Source organism: Nonomuraea sp. NPDC049714 (assembly GCF_044465295.1).
Taxonomy (GTDB): Bacteria; Actinomycetota; Actinomycetes; order Streptosporangiales; family Streptosporangiaceae; genus Nonomuraea.
This window is the reverse complement of sequence record NZ_JBITLM010000007.1, coordinates 493,769-516,844: the sequence shown is the minus strand read 5'-3', so window position 1 is coordinate 516,844 and position 23,076 is coordinate 493,769. Positions and strand designations below refer to the sequence as shown.

At 70.9% G+C, this 23,076-nt stretch carries 21 protein-coding genes; 12 read left to right on the top strand and 9 right to left on the bottom strand.

Features of this window, described 5'->3' with window-relative positions:
- Window positions 1–24: 24 nt before the first annotated feature.
- Complete coding sequence (locus tag ACIBQX_RS28590; RefSeq protein ID WP_397009740.1) at window positions 25–414, bottom strand: four-helix bundle copper-binding protein; 390 nt, start codon at window positions 412–414, stop codon at window positions 25–27.
- 50 nt (window positions 415–464) lie between these two features.
- Entirely contained in the window at window positions 465–2,144 is a 1,680-nt protein-coding gene (locus ACIBQX_RS28585; RefSeq protein WP_397009738.1) for a RecQ family ATP-dependent DNA helicase, read from the bottom strand.
- Between the two features lie 445 nt (window positions 2,145–2,589).
- Between ACIBQX_RS28585 and ACIBQX_RS28580 the strand changes: the two genes are divergently transcribed.
- The 5 genes from ACIBQX_RS28580 to ACIBQX_RS28560 all read left to right on the top strand — a co-directional run bounded on the left by ACIBQX_RS28580 (window position 2,590) and on the right by ACIBQX_RS28560 (window position 7,668).
- Window positions 2,590–3,051, top strand: a complete 462-nt coding sequence (locus ACIBQX_RS28580; protein WP_397009736.1) for a hypothetical protein — start codon at window positions 2,590–2,592, stop codon at window positions 3,049–3,051.
- Complete coding sequence (locus ACIBQX_RS28575; protein WP_397009734.1) at window positions 3,048–3,404, top strand: hypothetical protein; 357 nt, start codon at window positions 3,048–3,050, stop codon at window positions 3,402–3,404. The genes ACIBQX_RS28580 and ACIBQX_RS28575 overlap by 4 nt, the downstream gene beginning before the upstream one ends.
- Window positions 3,405–3,604: 200 nt before the next feature.
- Entirely contained in the window at window positions 3,605–5,515 is a 1,911-nt protein-coding gene (locus ACIBQX_RS28570) for a hypothetical protein (RefSeq protein WP_397009732.1), read from the top strand.
- 43 nt (window positions 5,516–5,558) lie between these two features.
- Window positions 5,559–6,701 (top strand): substrate-binding domain-containing protein, encoded by a 1,143-nt coding sequence (locus tag ACIBQX_RS28565; protein ID WP_397009730.1) that lies wholly within the window; start codon window positions 5,559–5,561, stop codon window positions 6,699–6,701.
- 88 nt (window positions 6,702–6,789) lie between these two features.
- Window positions 6,790–7,668: a hypothetical protein gene (locus ACIBQX_RS28560; protein WP_397009818.1), complete on the top strand. Its 879-nt coding sequence runs from the start codon at window positions 6,790–6,792 to the stop codon at window positions 7,666–7,668.
- 78 nt (window positions 7,669–7,746) lie between these two features.
- Here the strand turns inward: ACIBQX_RS28560 and ACIBQX_RS28555 are convergent, their stop codons facing one another.
- The gene (locus ACIBQX_RS28555) at window positions 7,747–9,741 is read right to left on the bottom strand and encodes a DUF2264 domain-containing protein (protein ID WP_397009728.1); all 1,995 of its coding nucleotides are present in this window, start codon (window positions 9,739–9,741) and stop codon (window positions 7,747–7,749) included.
- 378 nt (window positions 9,742–10,119) lie between these two features.
- On the opposite strand from ACIBQX_RS28555, the gene ACIBQX_RS28550 reads away from it, so the two are divergent.
- The 6 genes from ACIBQX_RS28550 (at window position 10,120) to ACIBQX_RS28525 (ending at window position 15,987) form a co-directional block, all read left to right on the top strand.
- Window positions 10,120–11,139, top strand: coding sequence for a hydroxyacid dehydrogenase (locus ACIBQX_RS28550; protein ID WP_397009726.1), 1,020 nt, complete (start codon window positions 10,120–10,122; stop codon window positions 11,137–11,139).
- A 68-nt stretch (window positions 11,140–11,207) separates the two neighbouring features.
- The gene (locus ACIBQX_RS28545; RefSeq protein ID WP_397009724.1) at window positions 11,208–12,479 is read left to right on the top strand and encodes an ABC transporter substrate-binding protein; all 1,272 of its coding nucleotides are present in this window, start codon (window positions 11,208–11,210) and stop codon (window positions 12,477–12,479) included.
- A gap of 74 nt (window positions 12,480–12,553) precedes the next feature.
- Entirely contained in the window at window positions 12,554–13,489 is a 936-nt protein-coding gene (locus ACIBQX_RS28540) for a carbohydrate ABC transporter permease (protein ID WP_397009722.1), read from the top strand.
- Window positions 13,486–14,376 carry a carbohydrate ABC transporter permease gene (locus ACIBQX_RS28535; RefSeq protein ID WP_397009720.1) on the top strand — a complete coding sequence of 297 codons (891 nt, stop codon included), beginning with the start codon at window positions 13,486–13,488 and terminating at the stop codon, window positions 14,374–14,376. The genes ACIBQX_RS28540 and ACIBQX_RS28535 overlap by 4 nt, the downstream gene beginning before the upstream one ends.
- A complete protein-coding gene (locus ACIBQX_RS28530; RefSeq protein WP_397009718.1) occupies window positions 14,373–15,056 on the top strand; it encodes a hypothetical protein in 684 nt (227 codons plus the stop codon). Before ACIBQX_RS28535 ends, ACIBQX_RS28530 begins: the two co-directional genes overlap by 4 nt.
- A 115-nt stretch (window positions 15,057–15,171) precedes the next feature.
- Entirely contained in the window at window positions 15,172–15,987 is an 816-nt protein-coding gene (locus ACIBQX_RS28525) for a glycerophosphodiester phosphodiesterase (RefSeq protein ID WP_397009716.1), read from the top strand.
- Here the strand turns inward: ACIBQX_RS28525 and ACIBQX_RS28520 are convergent.
- Window positions 15,974–17,551, bottom strand: a complete 1,578-nt coding sequence (locus tag ACIBQX_RS28520) for an endonuclease/exonuclease/phosphatase family protein (protein WP_397009714.1) — start codon at window positions 17,549–17,551, stop codon at window positions 15,974–15,976. The two genes, ACIBQX_RS28525 and ACIBQX_RS28520, sit on opposite strands and share 14 nt — an antisense overlap.
- Before the next feature lie 90 nt (window positions 17,552–17,641).
- On the opposite strand from ACIBQX_RS28520, the gene ACIBQX_RS28515 reads away from it, so the two are divergent.
- Window positions 17,642–18,115, top strand: coding sequence for a hypothetical protein (locus ACIBQX_RS28515; protein ID WP_397009712.1), 474 nt, complete (start codon window positions 17,642–17,644; stop codon window positions 18,113–18,115).
- 13 nt (window positions 18,116–18,128) lie between these two features.
- On the opposite strand, the gene ACIBQX_RS28510 is transcribed toward ACIBQX_RS28515, so the two are convergent.
- The 5 genes from ACIBQX_RS28510 to ACIBQX_RS28490 all read right to left on the bottom strand — a co-directional run bounded on the left by ACIBQX_RS28510 (window position 18,129) and on the right by ACIBQX_RS28490 (window position 23,041).
- Window positions 18,129–18,791 carry an adenylate kinase family protein gene (locus ACIBQX_RS28510; RefSeq protein WP_397009710.1) on the bottom strand — a complete coding sequence of 221 codons (663 nt, stop codon included), beginning with the start codon at window positions 18,789–18,791 and terminating at the stop codon, window positions 18,129–18,131.
- 91 nt (window positions 18,792–18,882) lie between these two features.
- The gene (locus ACIBQX_RS28505; protein ID WP_397009708.1) at window positions 18,883–20,001 is read right to left on the bottom strand and encodes a LacI family DNA-binding transcriptional regulator; all 1,119 of its coding nucleotides are present in this window, start codon (window positions 19,999–20,001) and stop codon (window positions 18,883–18,885) included.
- A gap of 78 nt (window positions 20,002–20,079) precedes the next feature.
- Entirely contained in the window at window positions 20,080–21,000 is a 921-nt protein-coding gene (locus tag ACIBQX_RS28500; RefSeq protein WP_397009706.1) for a cupin domain-containing protein, read from the bottom strand.
- Window positions 20,997–21,932 carry a PmoA family protein gene (locus ACIBQX_RS28495; protein ID WP_397009704.1) on the bottom strand — a complete coding sequence of 312 codons (936 nt, stop codon included), beginning with the start codon at window positions 21,930–21,932 and terminating at the stop codon, window positions 20,997–20,999. The genes ACIBQX_RS28500 and ACIBQX_RS28495 overlap by 4 nt, the downstream gene beginning before the upstream one ends.
- Entirely contained in the window at window positions 21,932–23,041 is a 1,110-nt protein-coding gene (locus ACIBQX_RS28490) for a Gfo/Idh/MocA family protein (protein WP_397009702.1), read from the bottom strand. The genes ACIBQX_RS28495 and ACIBQX_RS28490 overlap by 1 nt, the downstream gene beginning before the upstream one ends.
- Between the last annotated feature and the right edge of the window lie 35 nt (window positions 23,042–23,076).

Here is a 23,076-nt window from a genome sequence, read left to right as displayed (position 1 = left end):
CCCATCAGACCCCGCCTCTGCCGCTCAGCCCAGCTCGACCAGGAGGGTCAGGCAGCTTTCGACGCCGCTGCGGCACGCCTCGACGCAGATGGGACCGCGCCCGCGCCGATCGCACTCCCCGGCCGAGCGGATGCAGAGCTCGACACAGGCGCGGAGCTGCGCGCGGATGAGGTCGTCGTCGTACGCGCCAGGCTGGGACAGCATGCGGGCCGTCGCCTCACAGAGATCGGCGCAGTCCAGGCTTGTCCTGATGGACGTGCGGAGCGAGGTCATCCGCTCCTCGCTGAGGCTGGCGTCGGCGCACGCCGTGCAGGCCTGCGCGCAGTCGAACAGCGTCCGCACAGCGTCCGCGATCACTGCGCGGTCCGGCCCCTGCTCTCCCGGAAGGGCGTGGAGCATCTCACGTATCAGCATGTCAGAGCTCCTTTTCGTCGTTATCTTCCGGTGCCCGCCGAGGCAGCGGTTCACACCCGCTCGGGCGCATCGGATCGGGCCTCGCACAGCAGCCCCTCCTCCAGCACGGCGGACAGGAGCAGCTCGCGGTACCCGCCGTCGCGGAAGAGCACGGTCAGCCGGTCCTCCTCCCGGCGGATGACCTCTCCCGGCCCCCAAACGGTGTGCTCGACCTGGGCGTGCATCGGGAAAGGCCCCTCCTCGACGCCGTTCGGCCCGGCCGCCGTCCCGGCGTGGCAGGTGTCGCAGTTGCCGCACGGCTCGGGGAGCCGCTCGCCGAAGTAGCCGAGCAGGAACACGCGCCGGCAGTCCCGCGTCTCGGCGTAGCGGCGCATCATCTCCAGGCGGGTGCGCTCGATGTCCCGGTGCTGCTCGGCCACCGCCCGCGCGGCCCGCGCCGCCTCGGCCGGCTCCTGTCCCGACCACGTGACCGTACGGGTGCCGAGCCGGACCGCGCCCGCCTTCTCCAGCAGGTTCAGCAGCGAGGTCAGCCGCCGCGCCGTGAGACCGAGCCCCTCGCGCAGCCGCTTACGGTCGGTCCCGCCGCCGTCCCGCATCCCGTCGCCCTGCCGCTTGCTGTCGGTCCCCTCGCCGGCTCGCACCGCCTCCGCGACCCGGGCGAGCGTCTCCTCGTCCGGCAGCGCGCCGGTGAAGAACCGCTGCAGCCCCAGGTCCTCCTCGTGGTAGAACAGCACGCCGGCGGCCGGCTCCCCGTCCCGGCCCGCCCGGCCGATCTCCTGGTAGTACGAGTCCAGCGACCCCGGCACCTGCGCATGCACGACGAACCGGACATCCGGCTTGTCGATCCCCATCCCGAAGGCGCTGGTGGCCACCACGACGTCCACCTCCCCCGCCATGAACGCCTCCTGCACCCCGTCACGCTCGGCCCGGCGCATGCCCGCGTGGTAGGCCGCCGCCCGCACGCCGCCGTCCGCGAGCCGTCCCGCCAGCTCGCCGGTCCCCTTGCGGGTGCTCGTATAGATCAGACCGGGTACGTTCAGCTCCCGCACCGCGTCGGCCACCTGCTCGACGCCGTCGCCGGACGATCTCCGTACCTCCAGCCGGATGTTGGCCCTGTCGAACCCCTGCACGACCTGCAGCGGATCGCGCATGCCGAGCCGCTCGACGATCTCCGCCCGCACCGGCGGCGCCGCCGTGGCGGTCAGCGCCGCGATCACCGGGCGGCCCAGCGCCTCGGCGACGGCCCCGAGCCGCAGGTAGTCCGGGCGGAAGTCGTGCCCCCACGCCGACACGCAGTGGGCCTCGTCCACCACCAGCAGCGACGGTCTCGCGGCGGCCAGCTCCCGCACCACGTCCTGCCGGGCGAGCTGCTCGGGCGCGCAGAACAGGAACTCCGTCTCCCCCGCCCGCAACGACTCGAACGATGAGGCCCGCTCCCCCGCCGACGTCGACGCGTCCAGGCTGACCGCCTCCTCGTCCCGCTCGCGCAGCGCCTCCACCTGGTCTCGTTGCAGCGCGATCAGCGGCGACACCACCAGAGTGGGCCCTTTCAGGAGCAGCGCGGGCACCTGATAGATCGCCGACTTCCCGGCCCCCGTCGGCATCACCGCCAGCGTGTCGCGCCCGTCGGCCAGCGCCGCCATCGCCTCCAGCTGGCCGGGCCGCAGCGCCTCCAGCGCCAGCACCTTTCGCGCGACCCGCTCGCACCTGTCCTCGCTCGTCTCCGCCATCGGTTTCCTCTCCCGTGCGAAGCCCTCCCCTGCCCTCGCACCGGGCACTTCACCGCTCGTCCCGCGCCCGGCCCCCCGGCACGGCGCCGCGCGGTCAGCGGGCGAGCAGCTCGGCGATCGTGACGAAGCGGTAGCCGTCGGCGCGCACACCGTGGCGGCGACCTGGGCGGCCGTGGGGTCGCCGGTCGATTCGGCTCCACGTCCCACATGATCGTCCGCCGCCCGTGCTCGGCCAGGTAGAGCGACAGCGACAGCAGCTTCTTGCCCGGCCCGGCTTCGCCCTGCTCGGACACGCCCATGCTCTTCCCCTCCGGTACGCCCTGTTTCGGGTGTTCGAGGCTTCACGATCAGCGAATTCTGGGGATCACGGATGACTTGGGCGGATTTTCCTTGGGGTTGAGCGGCGGTCGTTTACTTCTGAACGTGTTCCGAAGTACCGTAGGGTATGGACTTGCCGACCGTCCCGTTCTCCGACCTGTCGAAGCACTCCAAGCGAGTTGCCCAGACCATCGACCGGTTTCATCGGGTGCACGTCAAACGTCGAGACGGGGAGGATCTCTTCATCTCCACGGCTCGTCACGACAAGCAGCGGGAAGAGACGGCGGATGTCGCGGCTCGCATGATGGCCGCTCTGCTCGCCAGCGAGGAGGGTGCTCACGCCATCGTGCACGCCCTGCCCGCCGTCTTCCCGTGGGCACGGCATCTGTCCGAGGAGGAGACCCGGGAGTTCGTACAGGAGCTCATGGATGCCACGCGTGACGCGGTCGATCTGGACGTTCATGCGGCCGTGCACCGCGTCATCGTCGAATGGCGGGCGACCGCTCGCATTCTGGCCGACCCGTCCTTGACCGCGCGGCTCACTCGCGCGCTGCCCGACGAGGACCACGGCGAGGTGTTCGCGCCGTGAGTCCCAAGCGCGGCGACGCCGTGTCGCCGCCGCCTGTGGGTGCCGAGTGGCATCTCCGATTCGCCACCAACGAGGCGGCCAAGGGATGGATCGACCTGTGCGCCGGAGCCGCGGGCAACACACGGCGCTGTTTCGAGGCGTTGCGGGCCGATCCGCTGTCGCAGGAGGACCCAGACCGACAGCACCGGCTACGCGGCCGCCTCGCCACCGCGACCCTGGGTGGTCGCGAATACCCGCAGTGGGAATACGAGGTCACCGCGGGCGGGCGGGTGCGTTACCTCGTCGATGAACCTCGTCGCACCGTCCATCTCGTCTATGCCTCCCCTTGTCATCCCAAGGACACCGACGCCTGACGTGGTCCGACGCAACGCCTCCTAGATCAGCGGTCTTTGCGGCCACAGTGTTCAGGCATGCTCAGAGGCGATCGGCCGCCGCTTCCCCAGGTGATGCGGGTTGTTCGGCACATGGTGGCGGCGATGGGTCCGGTGGAGCGTTCGATTGCTTCATCTTCGATCAAATCCGATCGGTACTATGGGTGCCCGCGAGGAGGACTATGACGAACACCGCAACCGGCTCCCCGATCCACCGTCCGGACGCCACCGGCGCCGGTCCGCTGCTCGCCGCCTGGGGGGCTGATGCCTCGTGGGAGAGCCTGGCGCACCGCCTGCTGCCGCCCGGCACCGCGCTCCCGGCGCCTCCCGCCGCCGTCGGTGACGGGGATCCGCTGGGCGAGGTGCGGGAGCTGGCCGAGGCTGAGCTGGGGACTCCGTGGCCGCAGCCGCTGGCCTCGCAGTACGCGCGTTACTTCCGCGCCGGAGACGGAAACCGTACGGACTACGAAAGTCAGGTGTTCGGGCGTCAGGACCGGCTGACCCGGGCGGTGCTGATGGCGGTGGCAAGCGGCGCGGAGCGGTGGCTGGACGAGGCCGCCGACGGGATGGTGCTGCTGTGCGAGCAGAGCTCGTGGTGCTGGCCGGCCCATGAGGAGTCGTGCCGGCCCAGGGGGACCGTCCTGCCCGACCTGGCCGAGCCGTGCCTGGACCTGGGGGCCGCCGAGGTGGCCGCCCAGCTGGCCTGGGCCGATCACGCGCTCGGGGCGCGGCTCGACGCGCGCTTTCCGGGGTTGCGTGCGCGGGTGCGGGCGGAGGCTCGGGTGCGGGTGCTGGAGCCGTTCACCCGGCGGCGCGACTGGCACTGGCTCGGGCTCGACGGCCACGTGCACAACTGGTGCCCGTGGATCTGCGGCAACGTCCTGGTCGCCGCCCTGCGCCTGAGCGAGCCGGGCGACGAGCGGGCGCGGCAGGTGGCGCTCGCCGTGGAGGGCATCGACCGTTACCTCGCGGCGTTGCCGGACGACGGCTCGATCGACGAAGGCTACGAATACTGGTGGAACGGCGCCTGCCGCGCGCTGGAGGCGCTCGACGTCCTGGAGCACGCCACGGCGGGGACGCTGAGCGCCGCGCGGGTGCCTGTCGTGCGGGAGACCGTACGGTTCCCGCACCGCATGCAGCTGGGCGGGCCGTGGTACCTGAACTTCGCCGACGCGCGGGCCCGGCCGTCCAGTGAGCTGCCCTGGCAGGTGCCGTACCGGTGGGGCCGCCGGCTGGACGAGCAGGAGGTGGTTCGGCACGCCGCCGCCCATCGAGGCGCGATCTCCGTCCGGGCCGGGCTCGGGCGGGCACTGCACGAGCTCGCCGACGCCGAGTGGCAGCGGGCCGTGCCTGGAGAGCCGCCCCTGGTCGCCGGGGTCTGGCTGCCCGGCACCCAGGTGGGCCTCGCGCGATCGGCGGCCGGGACACCGCGCGGCCTCACCCTCGCCGTCAAGGGCGGGTACAACGACGAGAACCACAACCACAACGACGTCGGCACCGTCGTCGTCGCCGTGGACGGCGTGCCGGTCATCGTCGACGCGGGGCGGCCGACGTACACGGCGCAGACGTTCGGGCCGGACCGGTACGCGATCTGGACGATGCGGAGCGACTGGCACAGCGTTCCGGAGGTACGGGGCACGCCGCAGGGACAGGGCCCCCTGTTCAAGGCCCGCGACGTCGAGGTGACGGACGAGTCCGGGGTCTTCGCGGCCCGGATGGACCTGGCGGCGGCGTACCCGGTGGAGAAGCTGCGCCAGTGGCGGCGGACGGCCCGGCTCGACCGGGCCGCGTCGCTCGTGACGATCGAGGACGCCTGGAGCTTCGACGGCGACGGGCCGCCGAGCTCCCTGCACTTTCTGCTCGCCGGGCAGGTGGAGCTGACCGCCGGGCGGGTGGTGGTACGGCCGCTGGACGGCGCCCGCGACGTGCTCGTCAGCTGGGACCCGGAGCTCGCCACGGGCTCGCTCACCGTCCGGGAGCTGGACGATCCGATGCTCTCCTCGGTGTGGGGCGAGCGGCTGACCCGGCTGGAGCTGCGCCTGCCCGGCACGGCACACGGCTCACTCCCGATCCACGTGGAGGTACGCGCATGACGGCCCCTGACCTTCCCGCACCGCTACCGGTGGAGGTGGGCGCGTGACCGTCCCCGACTCCCCCACGCCGCTGCCCGACGAGCGGCGCGCCCAGGTGGTCGAGCTGCTGCGCCGGCGCGGTGTCGTACGCGTCAATGACCTCGCCACGGAGCTCGACGTCTCCGCGATCACCGTACGGCGCGACATCGCGCTGCTCGCCTCACAGGGCATCATCCGCCGGGTGCGCGGCGGAGCCGTACTCCATGGCGGCGCCCTCGCCGACACGCTCGCCGTCAAGGACCCCGAGGGGACGCCGCCCCCGCAGGCGGCGCCTCATCCGGTCGCCGCCCGTGCGGGGCAGCTCACGATCGGGGTCGTGGTGCCGTCGCTCGACTACTACTGGCCCGACGTGATCCGCGGCGTCCGAGAGGCCGCGGCGGCGTCCGGCGCCCGGATCGTGCTGCGCGGGGCCACCTACCAGGCCGCCGACGAGCGCCGCCAGCTCTCCTGGCTGGTCGAGTCCCTGGGGGTGGACGGGCTGCTGGTCGCGCCGACCACCACCGGCAGCGACGGGGAGGCGCTGGTCCGCTGGCTCCAGCACACCGACGTGCCGGTGGTGCTCATCGAGCGCACCGCCACCGTCGGCCCCTACCAGGAGGCGATGGAGTCGGTGGTCAGCGACCACGCGCTCGGCGCCACGATGGCCGTGCGGCACCTCGCCGCACTCGGCCACCGGCACGTCGGCGTGGTCACGACCTTGCAGAGCCCTACGGCTCCACATGTACGGCGCGGCTGGCGGCAGGCGTGCGAGGAGCTCGGCCTCAAGTTGGACGGCGCGCTCGACATCACCACCGTCGACCAGCGGCACCCCGACTGGCCCAAGCAGCTCGACGAGGTGCTCGACAAATCCCTGTCCTCAGGAGCGACCGCGCTGCTGGTGCACTCGGACCCGGAGGCGATCAGCCTGGTCGAACGCTGCCAGGAACGCGGCATCCGGATGCCGGGCGACCTCACCGTGGTGACGTACGACGACGAGGTGGCCGAGCTGTGCGACCCGCCGCTGACGGCCGTCCGCCCACCCAAGTCGGCCATCGGCCGAGCGGCCTTCGCCATGCTCACGGCCCGCCTGTCGGACCCGGACCCGCAACGCCCCGCCCACCGGATCGTCATCGAACCCCGCCTGATCGTCCGCTCGTCCTCGTCGTAGGGAGTCAGCGGCTCATCAGGAAGTAGGTTCCAGACCCCTCTCCGGCAAAGAGAGGCCACATCATTTCCCGTCACCATGCGTGACCGCCATGCCGTCTATCGTGCACGACACCCTTGTCCGGCTGTTCCACGACCGGCCCCAACTGGCGGTGGAAATCCTGCAGGACCTCATGGAGGTGAACCTCCCTGCCACTCCCCTGGTCCGGGTGGAGTCGAAAACTTTCAACACCCGCCCCTCCGACGACATCGAGGCCGACCTCGTCATCGTCCTGGGACCGCCGCAGGCGCCCGCACACGTGATCATCGTCGAGATCCAGAACGACAAATCCAAGGATCCCCGGCAACTCGCCCGGTATGCCGCCGCCGCGTGGCTGCTGCTGGGCTGCGACGTCACGGTCCTCGTCATCTGTACCGACCGTGGGACGGCCACCCACTACGCGCGGCCCATCGATTCCGGGTTGACCGGCTACCGCCTGCACGCCCGGGTGGTGGGACCGGACGACATTCCTCCGATCACCGACCCGCATGAGGCCGCCGCTCACCTTGAACTGTCGGCCATGTCGGTCATGGTGCACGGCCGCGACCGCAAGGTCATCGAAGCATTGGCAACAGCACTGGCGGAAACTCCCCCTGGTAACGCTTCGAAGTACTATGAATACGCTTACGACATGTCCGGGCCCGAGGTCCGTCACCTCATGGAGGAGATCATGAAGTCCACCGACTGGCCAGTCTTCACGCCCTTCGCGCGCGAGCACTACGGCCGCGGCCTCGAAGTCGGCGAAGCGAAGGGCGAAGCGAAGGGCGAAGCGAAATCAGTGCTGCTCGTGCTGGGCGCCCGCGGTTTCACCATCCCCGACGACACCCGCGACCGGATCACCGCCTGCACCGACCTCGACCAACTCGAACGCTGGCTCACCCGCGCCACCACCGCCCGAACCCTCGAAGACGTGTTCAACGAACCGGGTTGACGAAGGAGGTTCCATAAGGCTGGGGAGCGCCGCCCATATGCCAGGACTCCTGGAGGCCCGTACACGGGCCATGAGGAGTCACGTGTACGGGTGCTCCAGTGGTAGACAGCCGATGGTGGACGTGTCCACGGTGTCGGTGGTGGTGTCCGGCCAGGTGAGGTGGGCCGTCGGGCCGTTCCAGGAGATCGTCGGCGGCTGCTCCGGCGGTTGACCGCCGAGGAAGACGGTGGCCTCGTACCACGTGTCCGGCTGGGCGGTCCCGCTTGTGGCGCACCAGGGGATCAGGGTCCAGGGGGCGAGCGGTGAGGAGTCCTCGGCGGCGGTCACTGCGGACACGTCCAGGCCGGGGCCGGGGAGGACGTGTGAGTGAAGGGTGCCGTTCGAGGCTCCGCCGGAGGAGGGGGTCTGGGCGGGTAGTGAGGGGCCATCGGTTGAAAGGGTCTGGGCGGGAAGGGGCCAGCCGCCTGTGCGCAGGGGGCCGGTCACGTCGCCCGCTGCGGTGAGGCGGATCAGGCGTACCTCCCAGGGGCCGCGTACGGCGGACAGGACGGTGAGGTGGGGGCCGAGGCGGACCGCTCCGGAGCGGCCGGAGCCGTGGTCGCGGCTGGTGGGGTCGGGGGTGACCCAGTGGGCCTGCCAGCGGGAGGCGCCGAGGAGGGTTCCGGTGGGGAGACGGTCGACGAGGAGGGTGTCGAAGCCGGTGCGGTGGCTGGGCAGGCCGTGTTCGTCGAGGATGGCGACCGACTGGTCCAGGGGCTCGGCGGCGTGCTCGCCCGCGAGGGCCGGCGAGGTGGCGGTGGAGTAGCCGAGGCGCGCGTACAGCGGCGAGTCGGTCAGGTTCGTGCCCGGATGCGAGTGGTCGGTGCCGTGGTTGAGCACGCGGACGACGCCGTCGGCGCGGGTGCCGCTGACCAGCCAGCCGGGGGCCGGGATGGCGAGCCGGAAGTCGCCGGTCTCGGCGGGGAGGGGCTCCTCGACGGCGGTCCACACCGGGTGGTCGGCGGGCAGCGACAGGCCGAACATCCCCTTGGCCGCCCAGTAGGGGGAGCCGGGGCCGGAGTAGGTCTGGGCGATGGGCCGCCAGGGGTGGTGCCAGCCGAGGGTGAGGACGCCGTCGTCGTCGGGGGCGCCGTGCTCGACGAAGTGGCGGGCGATGCCGGAGGCGGCGCGGCGCAGCAGGCCCGGGGCGGGGGTGGTCAGGCCCGCGCGGGCGCCCGTCCAGAACGGGGTGGCGGCGGCGAACCGGTAGGTGAGGCTGCGCCCCTGGATGAGGGGGGATCCGTCGGCGCCGACGAGGTGGACCGCGTCCTGGAGGTAGCGCTCCAGCCGCTCCAGGTAGACGGCCCGGCGCGCGTCGGCCGCCGGGTCGCCGGCCGCCATCTCCGTCCACATGACCGGGTAGAACTGCAACGCCCAGCCCGAGTAGTGGTCGTAGGCCCGTTCGGCGCCGTCGGCGTACCAGCCGTTCTCCCGCGCGAACCCGTCCGTGAACGCCAGCCCGTCGTCGATGTCCCGGCGCATGTCCGCACGCCGGCCCGCGCCCCCGACGGACAGGAGGAACTGCTCGACCACGATCTGGAACCAGATCCAGTTGATCGGCGGGTAATCAGACCCGATCGCCGGCGTCAGGTAGTCGACCACCTGTTCCTGCACGCGCGGGTCGAGCCGGTCCCACAGCCAGGGCCGGGTCAAGTGGAGCACCAGGGCGAGGGAGGCGGCCTCGACCTTGGGCTGGCCGTGCTCGTCGAGGCGTACCCAGCGCTCCGGCGAATGCGGGTCCGTGCCCGTGGCCAGGCCCTTCGCGTACCATTCCAGCAGCCCGTGGGGGTCGCGACCGTCCTCCCCCGCCACCCTGAACCCGGCCGCCAGGAAGGTGCGCGCGAAGCCTTCGAGCCCGTCCACGTCGGTGCCGTAACCCCCGGCCGGGCCGGGGAAGGTGATGCGCGCGTGGCCGTCGGAGGCGTGGCGCCGCGCGGACAGCAGCAGGTGGTCGGCGAGTGCCGCCCAGTGGTCCCTGGTCCATCCGGTGTACGGCGAGAGCCGCCGGTCGTCGAACTCTCGCAGCGTGCGCATGGGTCCTCCTGTGCGGTGGGGCGTCGCCGGTCGCGACGCGCTGGTTCGTCGCTCGGCCGCCCGCCGAGTGACGGGACGTGATGCTGGCATCGGGACCGCAAGGCGTCAAGACAACTGTGCTCGTTTTTGATCAGAAACGCTCACTCCGATCGCCTCCGCGCACCACCCTTGACGCCCCGGAGGGCCGGTGACAGCATCACAACTTCGTCCTGTTACATCGGCGACATCGATCTTTCGCAGGACAGAGCGCAGCACGTCAACTGATCAATAACGATCGGATGAACTGATCGTTATTGATTGAGAAAGTATTGACGTGATTGAAACGATCGGACATGATCGGCGGCACTGGAAAGCGCTTCCCCATCGAAAAGGACCCGTGTGAGAGACGTACGCCGACCACAGGCACTGCTGCTCATGGACCCCGCGCACTTCAGCGTGCAGTTCCCCGAGCCGCAGCTCAGCCGGTTGCGTGCGCTGACCCAGCTCGCGGAGCCGTTCCCCATCACCGATCTGGACGATCCGGACGTGCGGCGCCGGCTGCGTGAGGTGGAGGTGCTGGTGACCTCGTGGGGCTGCCCGCAGCTGACGGCCGAGCGGCTCGCCGACGCGCCGAAGCTCAAGGCGATCTTTCACTGCGCGGGCACGGTCCGCTCGTTCGTCACCGACGAGGTGTGGCGCCGGGGCATCCTGGTGACCACCGCCGCGGACGAGAACGCGATCCCGGTCGCCGAGTTCACCCTCGCGGCGGTCATCTTCGCCGGCAAGAAGGCCCCCTTCCTCGCCCAGGACGCGCGCCTGCATCGCGACGACTGGTCCGCCTACGCCACCGCACGCGGGGAGCTGTCCAACCGCGGGCGGACGATCGGCGTCGTCGGCTTCTCCCGGACGGGACGCCGGGTCGTCGAACGGCTGCGCAGCCTGGACCTGGCGATCCTGGTGGCCGACCCGTACGCCGATCCGGCAGAGGTGAGCGCGGCGGGCGGCAGCCTGGTGCCGCTGCCCGAACTGCTGCGCCGCTGCGACGTGCTCACCCTGCACGTCCCCGCGCTGCCCGCCACCCGCAACCTCATCGGGGCAGCGGAGCTCGCCCTGCTCAGGGACGGCGCGACCGTCATCAACACCGCGCGCGGCGCGGTCCTGGACACGACCGCGCTGGAGAACGAGTGCGCCTCTGGCCGGCTGGACGCGATCCTGGATGTCACAGAACCTGAGCCTTTGCCCGCAAGTTCGCTACTCTACGACCTGCCCAACGTCATGATCACCCCCCACATCGCCGGGTCTCTCGGGGCTGAGACCCGGCGCATGAGTGAGAGTGCGCTCGATGAGCTCGAACGCTACCTGTCCGGCAGGCCGCCTCGTGCGGCCCTCACCCGGGACGAGTTCGTGGTGAGCGCCTGAGCTCTGAGACCGGCTCATGAAAGGAGACCGGATCAATGATCGCTTCGAACACGCCAGGAGGTCGCGGAGTGCGACGTCAGCTTGTGAAGTGCGCGGCGGCCGCGGCCGCACTAGCCCTCGCCGTAACCGCTTGTGGCGCGAGCGACCCAGCCGCCCAGAGCGAGGGCGGCGACGTCACCCTCTCTGTCACGGTGTGGAACCTCGCCAAGACCCCTGAGTTCAAGGCCCTGTTCGACGCCTTCGAGGCGGCGAACCCGGGCGTCAAGGTGGAACCCGTCGACATCCTCGCCGACGACTACCCGGACAAGGTCACCACGATGCTGGCCGGTGGCGACAAGACCGACGTCATCACCATGAAGAACGTCATCGACTACTCCCGCTACTCCAGCCGGGGACAGTTGACCGACATCACCGACATCGTGAAGAAGAATGACACTTCCAAGCTGGCCGGCCTGGACGCGTTCAACGTCAACAACGCCTACTTCGCGATGCCGTACCGCCAGGACTTCTGGCTGCTGTACTACAACAAGGGCCTCACCGAGAAAGCCGGCGTGAAGTTCACCGACGGCATCACCTGGGACGAGTACGCCAAGTACGCGCAGCAGCTCACCCAGGGCGACGGCGCCAAGAAGGTCTACGGCACCTACCAGCACACGTGGCGGTCGGTGGTCCAGGCGATCTCGGCGGCCCAGACCGGCGGCGACCAGCTCGGCGGCGACTACACCTTCTTCACCGAGCAGTACAACACGGCGCTCGCGCTGCAGAAGGCCGGCAACACGCTGGACTACGGCACCGCGACCGCCCAGCAGGCCGACTACCGCACCATGTTCGAGACCGAGGCGACGGCCATGCTGCCCATGGGCACCTGGTACATCTCCGGCATTCTCGAGGCCAAGGAGAAGGGCGAGACGAAGGTCGACTGGGCCCTGGCACCGATGCCGCAGCGTCCGGGCGGCACTGGGGTGACGACGTTCGGCTCGCCGACCGCCTTCGCCGTGAACAAGAACGCCGAGCACGCCGACATGGCGAAGAAGTTCGTGGAGTTCGCCGCGAGCAAGGCCGGGGCCGAGGCCATCACCAAGGTGGGCGTGGTGCCGGCGCTGCAGACGCCGGAGATCACCGAGGCCTACTTCAAGCTCAAGGGCATGCCGACCGACGAGTTGTCCAAGAAGGCGTTCACGCCGGACAAGGTCGTGCTGGAGATGCCCGTCAGCGAGAAGGCGTCCGACATCGACACGATCCTCAACGAGGAGCACCAGCTCATCATGGTCGGCGACAAGACGCCCGCCGAAGGCATCAAGTCGATGAACGACCGCGTCAAGAGCGACGTTCTCAGCTAAGTGAAGGGCGGCGGGCGCTCAGCAGGCGCCCGCCCCTCTCCTGAGCGCAGCATAGGAAGTCACGAAGGACCACCATGGCCCATGTAATGACGCAACAGGCGCCGACGGACAAACCGTCGCCCAGCGCCCCCCGCCGGCCTCGCGCTTGGCGCAACACCCTGATCGGGTGGAGCTTCATCCTGCCGAACTTCATCGGCTTCGCCCTGTTCACGCTCATTCCGATGAGCGCGGCGTTCGCCCTGGCGTTCATGGAGTGGGACTCCTACAGCACGCCGGAGTGGGTGGGCCTGGAGAACTTCCAGAAGATGTTCTCCGACGAGAACTTCCGCGTCGCGCTCTTCAACACCCTGTACTACGCGGCCGGCCACATCCCGCTCACGCTGGTCGCCGCGCTCTGCCTGGCGCTGGTGCTCAACAGGAAGCTGCGCGGCGTGGGGTTCTTCCGCACCGCCGCCTTCTTCCCGTACATCACCTCGCTCGTCGCGGTCGCCGTGGTGTTCAACATGCTGTTCAACCCGTCGGCGGGGCCGGTCAACCAGTTGCTCACGGCGCTGGGCGTGGCGGAGCCGCCCCGGTGGGTGGCGAGCACCGACTGGGTGATGCCGACGGTGATCGTGACCAGCGTGTGGCGGGACATGGGCTACTACATGGTGCTCTTCCTGGCCGGGTTGCAGACGATCCCCCGGGAGTACTACGAGGCGGCCAAGGTCGACGGGGCCGGCGCCTGGCAGCGCTTCTGGAGCATCACGCTGCCGTGCCTGCGGCCGACGACGTTCTTCGTGCTGGTCCTGCTGACGATTCAGAGCTTCAAGATCCTGGACCTGATCCAGGTCATGACCGACGGCGGCCCCGGCCGTAGCACGCTGGTCCTGTCGCTGCTCATCTACCGGGAGGGCATCAGGGAGGGGCAGTTCGGCTACTCCTCGGCCATCGCCCTGGTGCTGTTCGTGATCGTGCTCGCCGTGACCGTCGCCCAGTTCCGTATCAACGAGCGGAGGAGTGCCACATGACCGCGCTGCACGAGGCTCCCCCGGCCACGGAGCGCCGGTCGGCGCCCGCCGTCCCGTCGCGGCGGGGGCGGCGACTGGTCCGCATGGTGCTGGCGTACGCCGCGCTGCTCGCTGCGGCGGCGGTGGTGCTGGTGCCGTTCGCGTGGATGGTGTCGTCGTCGCTGAAGCGCAACAACCAGGTCTTCTCCATCCCCATCCAGTGGATTCCGGAGGAGTTGCGCTGGTCGAACTTCGTCGACATCTGGACGCAGATCCCGCTGGCGACCTATTTGGGTAACTCGGTCTACCTGTCGGTCGTGATCACGTTCCTGCAGCTGCTCACCGGCAGCTTCGCCGCCTACGGCTTCGCCAAGGTGCGCTTCCCCGGCCGGGACCTGCTCTTCCTGCTCTACATCGCCACCATCGCGGTGCCGTGGCAGGCGTACATGGTGCCGCAGTACATCATCATGCACCAGGCCGGCCTGACGAACACGCACCTGTCGATCATCCTGCTGCAGGCGTTCAGCGCGTTCGGCGTCTTCCTCATGCGGCAGTACTACATGTCGATCCCCGACGAGCTGTGCGAGGCCGCGCGCATCGACGGGCTCAGTGAGTACGGCATCTGGTGGCGGATCATGCTGCCGCTGTCGAAGCCGGCGCTGGCGAGCCTGGCCCTGCTGACCTTCGTGAACACCTGGAACGACTACATGGGGCCGTTCATCTACCTGACGAGCAACGACCTGTGGACGGTCCAGCTCGGCCTGCGCTCGTTCGTCGGCATGTACAGCGTGGAATACGCCATGATCATGACCGGGGCGGTGCTGTCGGTGCTGCCGATCCTGGTCATCTTCCTGTTCGGGCAGCGCTACTTCATCCAGGGCATCGCGACGAGCGGGCTCAAGGGGTGAGCGCGGTGCGCGGCCTGCTGCGACCGGCCCAGCAGACGACGTACGAGCGGGTGTTCAACACCGTGTACGTCGGCCTGATGACGAACCTGTTCCTCGCCGTCGCGTGCGCGCCGCTGCTGGTCGCGCTGGCGATCGTGCGGGATCCGCTGGTGTCGTGGCCGTTCTTCGCCGTGCTGTCCGCGCTGTGCGCGCCGGCGCTGGCCGGGGCGTTCCGGTGCTTCGCCGCGCTGAACGAGGGGTCGACGGCCGTGCTCCGCGCGTTCTGGGGCGGCTACCGTCAGGCCGCGGGCCGGGCGCTGGCCGTCTGGGCGGCCGCGACGGTGCTGGTGTGCGTGCTGGTGCTGGACGCCGTCGTGGTCGCGCGGACGTCGTGGGGGCCGGTGCTGGTGCCGTTCTTCGTCACCGCGACCGTACTGGTCGTGGCGCTGACCGTGGCGCTGCTCGTGGTGATCGCCGAGACGCCGCGTGACGTGCGGCCACGCGGGCTCGTCCTGCCGTGCCTCTATCTGGTGGCGCGGCGCTGGTACCTGAGCGCCCCCACCGTGGCCGTGCTCGGCCTGGCCGTCGCCGTCATTCTGGTCAAGCCGGTGCTCGGCGTCCTGCTGGCCACCGCTCCCCTGCTGTTCGTGGCCTGGTCCACCACCAGGTACGTGGTCACCCCGGCACTGCCGGCCGCCTAGCCGGAACGTACAAGGGACTCCGGAAGCTCATCGGCCGTCCACACTCCTCTCAACATTTGGTCATACCCGCAGGTCATGTTCGGATCATCGGCCACTCCCGAGTACGAGGAGACCCATGATCCGACGAGCAGGCTTGATCTTCATGACCGTGCTGGCGGCTGTGGTGGCGCTCGCCTCACCCGGCACCGCCGACCCGGCCACCGCCGCCCCTTCCACCATCAACGTGGCGCATCGCGGCGCGTCGGCGTACGCACCGGAGAACACCGTCGCGGCGTTCAGGCTGGCCGCGCGGCAGGGCGCGGACATGTTCGAGCTCGACGTCCAGGAGACCAGCGACCACCGGCTCGTGCTCATGCACGACACCACCCTGGCCCGCACCACCGACGTGGAGCGGGTCTTCCCCGGCAGGGCGCCGTGGCGGGTGGCCGACTTCACCCTGGCGGAGATCCGGAAGCTCGACGCCGGCTCGTGGTTCGGCGACGATGCCGAGCCGGTGCCCACGCTACAGGAAGCGCTGGACGCGATGCGCGGCAGCGGGCTCGGCCTCCTGCTGGAGATCAAGTCCCCGCGGCTCTACCCGGGCATCGAGGCCAGAGTCGCCCGTGAGCTGCGCCGCTCGTGGTCCGGCGGGCTCGCCGTGCAGTCGTTCGACTGGGGCTCGATGCGCCGGTTCGCCAGAACGATGCCCGAGGCGCCCATCGGCCTGCTCGGGACGCCCTCGGCCGGCGAACTCCCCGCGCTGGCGGAGTTCGCCGACCAGATCAACCCGCCGCACGGCGACGTCACCCGCGACTACGTCGAGAGCGTGCACGACCTGGACATGGCGGTCCTCACCTGGACCGTGGACGACGCGGCGACCATGCGCCGGATGATCGCCTCCGGGGTGGACGGCATCATCACCAACAGGCCCGACGTTCTCAGCGAGCTGTGAACGTGGTCAGGACGGCGGCGTGGTCGGAGGTCCAGGCGTTGTCCTGATGGTTCGGGATGGGCGTCGGGGCGCCCTCGACCACCGCCTCCGACGCCTTCACCCTGAGGTCGCCCTTGTAGTGCACGAAGTCGATGCGGTCCAGCGGCTCGGGCTCGCCGGTGTGCCCGTCGTGGCCGTACCCGCCGGTGAAGGTCGTGTAGATCGGCGACCAGGTGATGCCGGGAGCCGCGACCGGGTCCGGATGGGCCTCCCGGTAGGAGTCGCGCATGCCCGCCCGCTCGGGCAGGACCGAGGTGGGCCAGGCCACCGACTCGTAGCCGCAGCGCTGGGTCGCGGGCGTCCAGTCCAGGTGCGAGGGCGCGTTGAAGTCGCCCAGCAACAACACAGGGGTACGGCGCGCGTCGGCCAGGTCGCCGGACATGGCCGACATGATCTGCCGGATCTGGCCGGTGCGCTTCGACTCGGCCTCCCGCTCCATCAGCCGCTCGACGCTCCACCTGCCGAAGCAGGCGTCGTACGGGCCGTACGGGGTGTAGCCGAGATGAACGTTCCAGAGGGCCACCTCGTGCCGCTCGTCGAGCGCGATCCTGGCGCTGACGGCCGGCATTCCCGACTCGGCGGGCAGCGGCCCCCGCGAGACGATCGGGTAGCGGCTGATGATGCCCAGGTCGGAGCCCGCCTGGTAGTGGTCCCAGCCGAGCGCCTCGGCCAGCTCCCTGGCGGAGGTGGAGGACGTCTCCTGCAGTCCGACCACGTCCACGTCGCTATCGAGGAGGAACTTCAGCTGCTTCTCCCTGCCTCCCCTGACCTGGCTGCCGCCGTGCCACAGGTTCCAGCTCATGGCCCGCAGCTCGGGCACCAGCGGCCCGCCGGGCGGCCGGACGCGGACGGCGACCGTGGCGGTGTCCCGCTCACCTGCCGCGTCGCGTGCCTCCACCTCGAACGTGGCCGTCTTCGCCGAGGCGGCGGCCGGCGGCGTGCCGGTGACCCCGCCGTCGGCGCTCACCCGCAGCCAGGCGGGGCCGCTCACCTTGCGGAAGGTCGCCTGGCCGCGGACCGTGCCCGTGACACTCGCGGTGTACGGCGTCTTCGCGCGGGCGTTGCGCAGGGTGAAGCGGTCGGTCACGAAGTGGACGGGTTCGCTGCTCACGACCTTCATCTTGACCGGCTGGGCCAGCCACGCATAGCCGTCCTCGGCCAGCGCGTAGGCGACGTAGTCGCCGGGTTCGAGCCCGGCGGTGGGCAGCGTGGCGGTGCCGGTCGCGGCGGGGATGTAGACCCACGTGAGCGAGGGGCCGACGTACTTCTCCGCGACCGGGCCGTTGCCGGGGTCGGTGTAGAGGCCGATCCAGTTCGTGGGGTCCGGGCGCGGCGTGGAGTAGGACAGCTCGATCGGGTCGCCCGCCTTGACGCTCGCGGATCGGAGCGTGAGCGTGCCGTCGGGCGCCCCCGCCCGGGCCCGGCCGGCCTGGGCGTCGGCCTGGGCCGGGACAGCCTGGGCCGGGACGGCCGGCAGGGCCACGGCGGCCAGCAGTGCGGTGGTCAGAAGCAGGGTGCGGCGCATAGGAATCCTTCGTCGTGCGGAACTCGGGACAGGCTCTCCTACACGGGAATCCAGAAGGTGTACGGTACCTGACCGCAGGTGGTGGTGACGATGAGCGCGTTCGTGGGTAGCCGTCTGACCATGGCAGCCGAACGCGTGACCGACGAGCCCGATCCCGACCACCGCCGCCCCGAGGAGGTGAGCGACGAGACCGTCGAGGCGCTGGGCGCGCTCAGCGAGGCGCTGGAACGGACCCACCGGGCGCGCGGCCACCTCTACTCCTGGCACCAGCTCACCGGCAGCGCGGACGCCGGCCTGGACAAGGCCGTCGAGCTGCTGCGCAGGGCCGGGCACCAGGAGATCGCCGATCGGATCGAGCGGGACCTGATCGGGCTGAACGTCATCCAGGGGCGGTGGACGTTCCAGGTGTGCGAGGAGTACGACGCGCTGTACTACGCGACGTTCCAGGCCCTGGAGGCGGACGCGCGCGAGCGCCTGGCGGGCGGGCGCCCGCACCTGTACGAGGCGGAGCTGAAGCAGAAGCGGCGCACGCCCGGCCTGCCCGGCCACGAGACCGCTCCCTGAGATCTACGGCTCGTCAGTCACGCCCGTCGTCCGGCGCGTAGGGCGGCAGGTCGAGCCGGGCGCGGATCTCCTGCTGGACCGCGATCTTGTCGGCTCGGGCGTCGATCGTCATCACGTACTCCTTGCGGCGGAACAGCTCCACCACCGGGTCGATCTTGTCGTGGTAGTCGCGCAGTCGCCTGGCCAGGGCGTCCGGGGTGTCGTCCGCGCGGGTGACGAGCTCGCCGCCGCAGACGTCGCACCTGCCCTCGGCCTCGGGGCGGTGGGCGATGAGGTTGTAGTCCATGCCGCACCGCGAGCACAGCCGCCGGGCCAGGACGCGCCGCCGCACCTCGTCGTCGGGCAGGTCGAGCAGGATCACCCCGTCGAGGTCGTAGCTCTCCAGGAAGAACTCCGCCTGGCGCCGGTTACGGGGGAAGCCGTCGATCAGGAAGCCGTAGTTCCAGTCGTGCTGCTGGAGCCGCTCCCTGACCACGTCCTCCACCAGGTCGTCCCCCACCAGCTCACCGGCGGCGACCAGGCGGCGGACCTGGGCGCCGAGCTTGGTGTGGTTCTTGACGTGCCAGCGGAAGATGTTGCCGACGCTGATGTGGACCAGGTCGAGGTCGCCGGCCAGCAACGTGCTCTGGGTGCCCTTGCCGCTCCCCTGCACTCCCATGATCACATATTTCCGCATATCGTCCTCTTCCTCATCTCGTCGTCCCGCCACCATGCCACAGACCGCACCCGGCAAGATCCACTCTGTACGCTCGGGCGGAGGAAGAGGATCAGCGCCGGATGGGGGTGCTCTCCCGCAGGACGACGCCGGTGGGGATCTGTACGGTGTCCAGGCCCGGACCGCCGCCCAGCGCGAGCCGCATGGCGGCCCGCCCCGCCTCCCGCAGGGGTACGGCGACGGAGGTGAGTGCCGGGGTGACGTCGATCGCCGAGTCGATGTCGTCGAAACCGGCGACCGCGATGTCCTCGCCGGGGACGAGACCGGCGTCGCGGAAGGCCGTCATGGCGCCGATGGCCATCACGTCGTTGACCGCGAAGACGACCTCCACCTCACCGGCTCCCCGCTCGGCGAGCTTCCGGGCCGCGTCGTAGCCGCCGCCGCGGGTGAACTCGGTCTCGAACACGAACCGGTCGTCGACGGTGAGCCCCGAGGCGTGCAGCCCCGCCGTGAAGCCCGCGACCCGGTCGCGAGACGTGCGGACGGAGTCGGGCGCCCGGAAGATCGCGAAACGCCGGTAGCCCGCGCCCGCCAGGGCTAGGGCTAGCCGATGGGCGCCGCCGGTGTTGTCGATGGTGACGGTGTCGAACGGCAGGTCCCGCTGGCTGACCATGACGACCCGGCCCCCGGCCGCCTGGTACTCCTCCAGCTCACCGGCGAGCGCGCCACGCGTGTCCGTACCGCCGGCACTGTCAGCACCGCCAGCACCGCCAGCACCGCCAGCACTGCCAGCACCGCCGACATTGTCGACGCGAGTGCCCGCGACCACGATGACGCGCGGACGCTGTCCCCGTAGCGTCCTGACGAGTTCGAGCTCGCGCTGCGGGGAGCGGCCCGCGACCGCCATGGTGACGACGAGCCCGGCCGCCTCGGCCGCCTGGGTGACCCCGGCCGCGATGGCCGAGAAGTAGGGGTCGGCCACGTCGCCCACCACCAGCGCCACGGTCGGCGTCGAACCCCTCGCGACGGCCTGCGCCGACGGGTGCGGCCGATAGTTGAGCTTGGCCGCCGCCGCGCGCACCCGGGAGGCGTTCTCCGTGCGGACGTTGCGGGCGCTGCCGTTGAGCGCCCGCGAGGCGGTGGCGATGGAGACGCCCGCCTCACGTGCCACATCGTGCAGCGTCACCGACCCCCGGACTCCGGCGGCCGGCACCGGCGGGGCCTCATCCATGGCGCCGCACCCGGTATGTCAGCACGCGGTGTGTCATCGCCCGGCCTGCCGCCACCCGGCCTGTCACCACCCGGCGTGTCATCGCCCGGCCTGTCGTTGCCCGGTTTCCGGAGCGTGCACCAGGGGGTGGGCGACGTCGTGCGCCTGGAGGTGGCCGCACATCCCCCATCGGGGCTCGGGTGGGGCTTCGAGGAGCGAGGAGCGCAGGAGGTGGTCGCCGTCGCCGCGTTCGAGCGCGTCGAGGACCGACGCCGTCTCGCGGGTCTCCCGGGCGACCGTGGCCGCCCAGATCTCGCGCCAGCGTGCGACCGAGGGCCGGACCAGCGCGACCGCGCTCGCGTACAGGCTGCGCAGTGGGGCGAGGTCGCCGTCGCGGGCGGCGTCGGCGAGCCGCAGGAAACCCGCGACGGCGAGCTCGCGCCGCCGCCGGACCGCCGCCTCCACCGTGGCGGGGTCGCCGGACGGGAGGGTGGCGGCCTCCCGGTAGCGGGCCGGGTCGCCGACGATCTCCGGAGGGAAGGTCATGACCGCGTCACCGGCCTCGGGCAGGCCGGCGTTCTGCATGACGACGACCACTTCCAGGCCGCCCCGGTTGATCGCCCGATGGATGGTTCCGGGCGTGAACCACACGGTCGAGCCGCTGCTCAGCTCGGTCTCCCGGAAGCCGCTCATGTCGAGCGTCTGCAGGGCGCCACGACCGGCGATGACGACGTACGCCTCGGTGGAGGCCGTGTGCAGGTGCGGCGTGCCGCCCTTCAGGCCGTCGGCGCAGGCTCCCGAGTAGACCGCCAGCCTGCTGACGGACGTGCCTCCGGGAAACGCGGGAGTCTCACCGTAGGACGCGAGCGAGTGGCCCGAAGGCGCGGGCGAACCGTCCGAGAACGCGGACGAACCGTCCGGAGGCGGGGACGAATCGTCCGGAGGCCAGGACGAACCGCTCGGCGGCGGCGACGAACCGTCCGGAGGGCGGGACGAGCCGCCTGGAGGGGGTGGGGTCATGCTCGGTCCCTCCCGGTGGCGAGGGCGGTCAGGGCAGCGCGGCCCTGGTCGGCCAGGAGCACCGAGCCGTCCTCGCCCCGGTCACCGTCGGCCACGACGACCGCGTACCGGAAGCTCATCGTCTCCCCGTCCGCCAGCGGGACCTCCTCGCTGAAGAACGGCGCCGGGCTGAGGCAGGCGAACATCTCGCTGCGGGCGAACCACTGCGGCGGATGCTGCGGGTTGGCGGTGTCGTCGACCATGACGATCGTCGACCAGGCGCCGCTCCCGTCGTGACGGCCCCGGAAGCCGAACCACTCCGCCCGCACCCCCCGCAGCTCGTCGCCGCCCGCGCCGGTCGGCGACTGGATGATGCCGCCGGTGAACGATCGCGGGCCGCGCCAGAACAGGCCGCCGTAGCCGGCGTTCTCGCGCCCCTTGGTCGTCGGGGAGCCGAAGTCGAGCGTGGCCCCGGACACGTTCGTCATGGCCGTCTCAAATACCAGCGCCCAGGTCGTCGCGTCCACCACGGTGGCCGTCAGCGCCCGCCGCTCCTCGATGACGGGCCGGCCCGCCTGGGAGATCCAGTCCAGGCGATGCGCGATCCGCACCCGGTCGCCGGTGACCGACAGCTCGGTCATGTCGTGGTGGACGGCGCTGCCGTTGTTGTCGAGCTGTACGTAATTCCCCTGGACGTACGTGGGCCCGCCCCAGAAGTTGTGCTCACCCACGTGCGGCAGCGACCAGGCGATGCCCTTGTGCCAGACGTGGTCGTGCGGCCGGAACAGCGAGACCACGTCGCCGGTCAGGGTGCGGAGCGGGTGCAGGTAGGGCTTCGGCGACTCCAGCACGGGGGTGTCGGGCCGGTAGGTGTAGGTGAAGAGCTCGACGTCGCCCGCGGAGACGGTGACCGAACGACCGAGCGCGTGGCCGGCCTGCAGGGTGGGGGTCATCACTGGCTCACTTCGCTCGAAAGGGTCTTCCAGGGGGTGCCCGTCCCGTCCATGCGCTCGGCGAAGGGGCTGCCGGGGCCGAGTTCGCCGCTGCGGACGCGCCGGCCGGTGAAGGAGGAGGCGTAGACGGCGGCGACGAACTCCATCGTCCGCCTCGCCTCCTCCAGCGTGACCGGGGGCGCCTCGCCCCGGTCGAGCGCGTCCAGGACCGCGGCGAACTGGCCGTCGTGGTTGCTCCGCACGGCCTCGGGGTCGGGCTGCCAGAGCTCGGCCACCTTCTCGTGCCCCGGAGCCGGGGTGATGGTCCAGTCGTCGTCGGTGTAGCCGTACAGGTGCTCGACCTCGACGGTGGCGCGCTCGAAGTCGAAGCGGAGCACGGACGTCTCCCTCGGCGACACCACCGAGTTCACCACCGTGGCCATCGCGCCGCCGTCGAAGGTCACCAGCGCCATCGACACGTCCTCGGTCTCGGTGTCGCGGGCTTGGCGGGCGGCCATCGCGCTGACCTCCCGCCACGGGCCGAGCACGGAGAAGAGCAGGTCGAACTGGTGGATGCCGTGGCCCATGGTGGGCCCGCCGCCCTCGGACTCCCAGGTGCCGCGCCAGGGGACGGCGAAGTAGGCCTCGTCGCGGTACCACTGGGTGAGGCAGGTGGCCAGCAGGGGGCGGCCGAGCTCGCCTGAGGCCAGCAGCCCGCGCAGCCGGGCGGCGCCGGCGCCGAACCGGTGCTGGAAGACGGTGGCGACGTGGCCGGTCGAACGGCGCTCGGCCTCGATCAGGGTGTCGAGCTCGGCGAGGGAGAGCGTGGGCGGCTTCTCCATCAGCACGGTGACCCCGGCCGCCAGGCACTCCAGCGCCTGCGGCGCGTGCAGCAGGGGCGGGGTGCACAGGTGGACCAGGTCCACCTCCTCCTCGCGGAGCAGCTCGGTCAGGCTCGCGTAGGCGCGCGGCACGTTCCACGTGGCGGCGAAGGTCCGGGCTCGGCCGGGGTCCACGTCGGCCGCGGCGACGAGGTCGGCCCGTCCGCCGGAGCGGGCCAGGGCCTGTGCGTGTGCGGTGGCGATCCCACCGGTGCCGACGATCGCGGCCCGGTAGCGGGGTTGAGACATAAAATCCTTCAAACGCCGGGAAAACGTATTCCGCA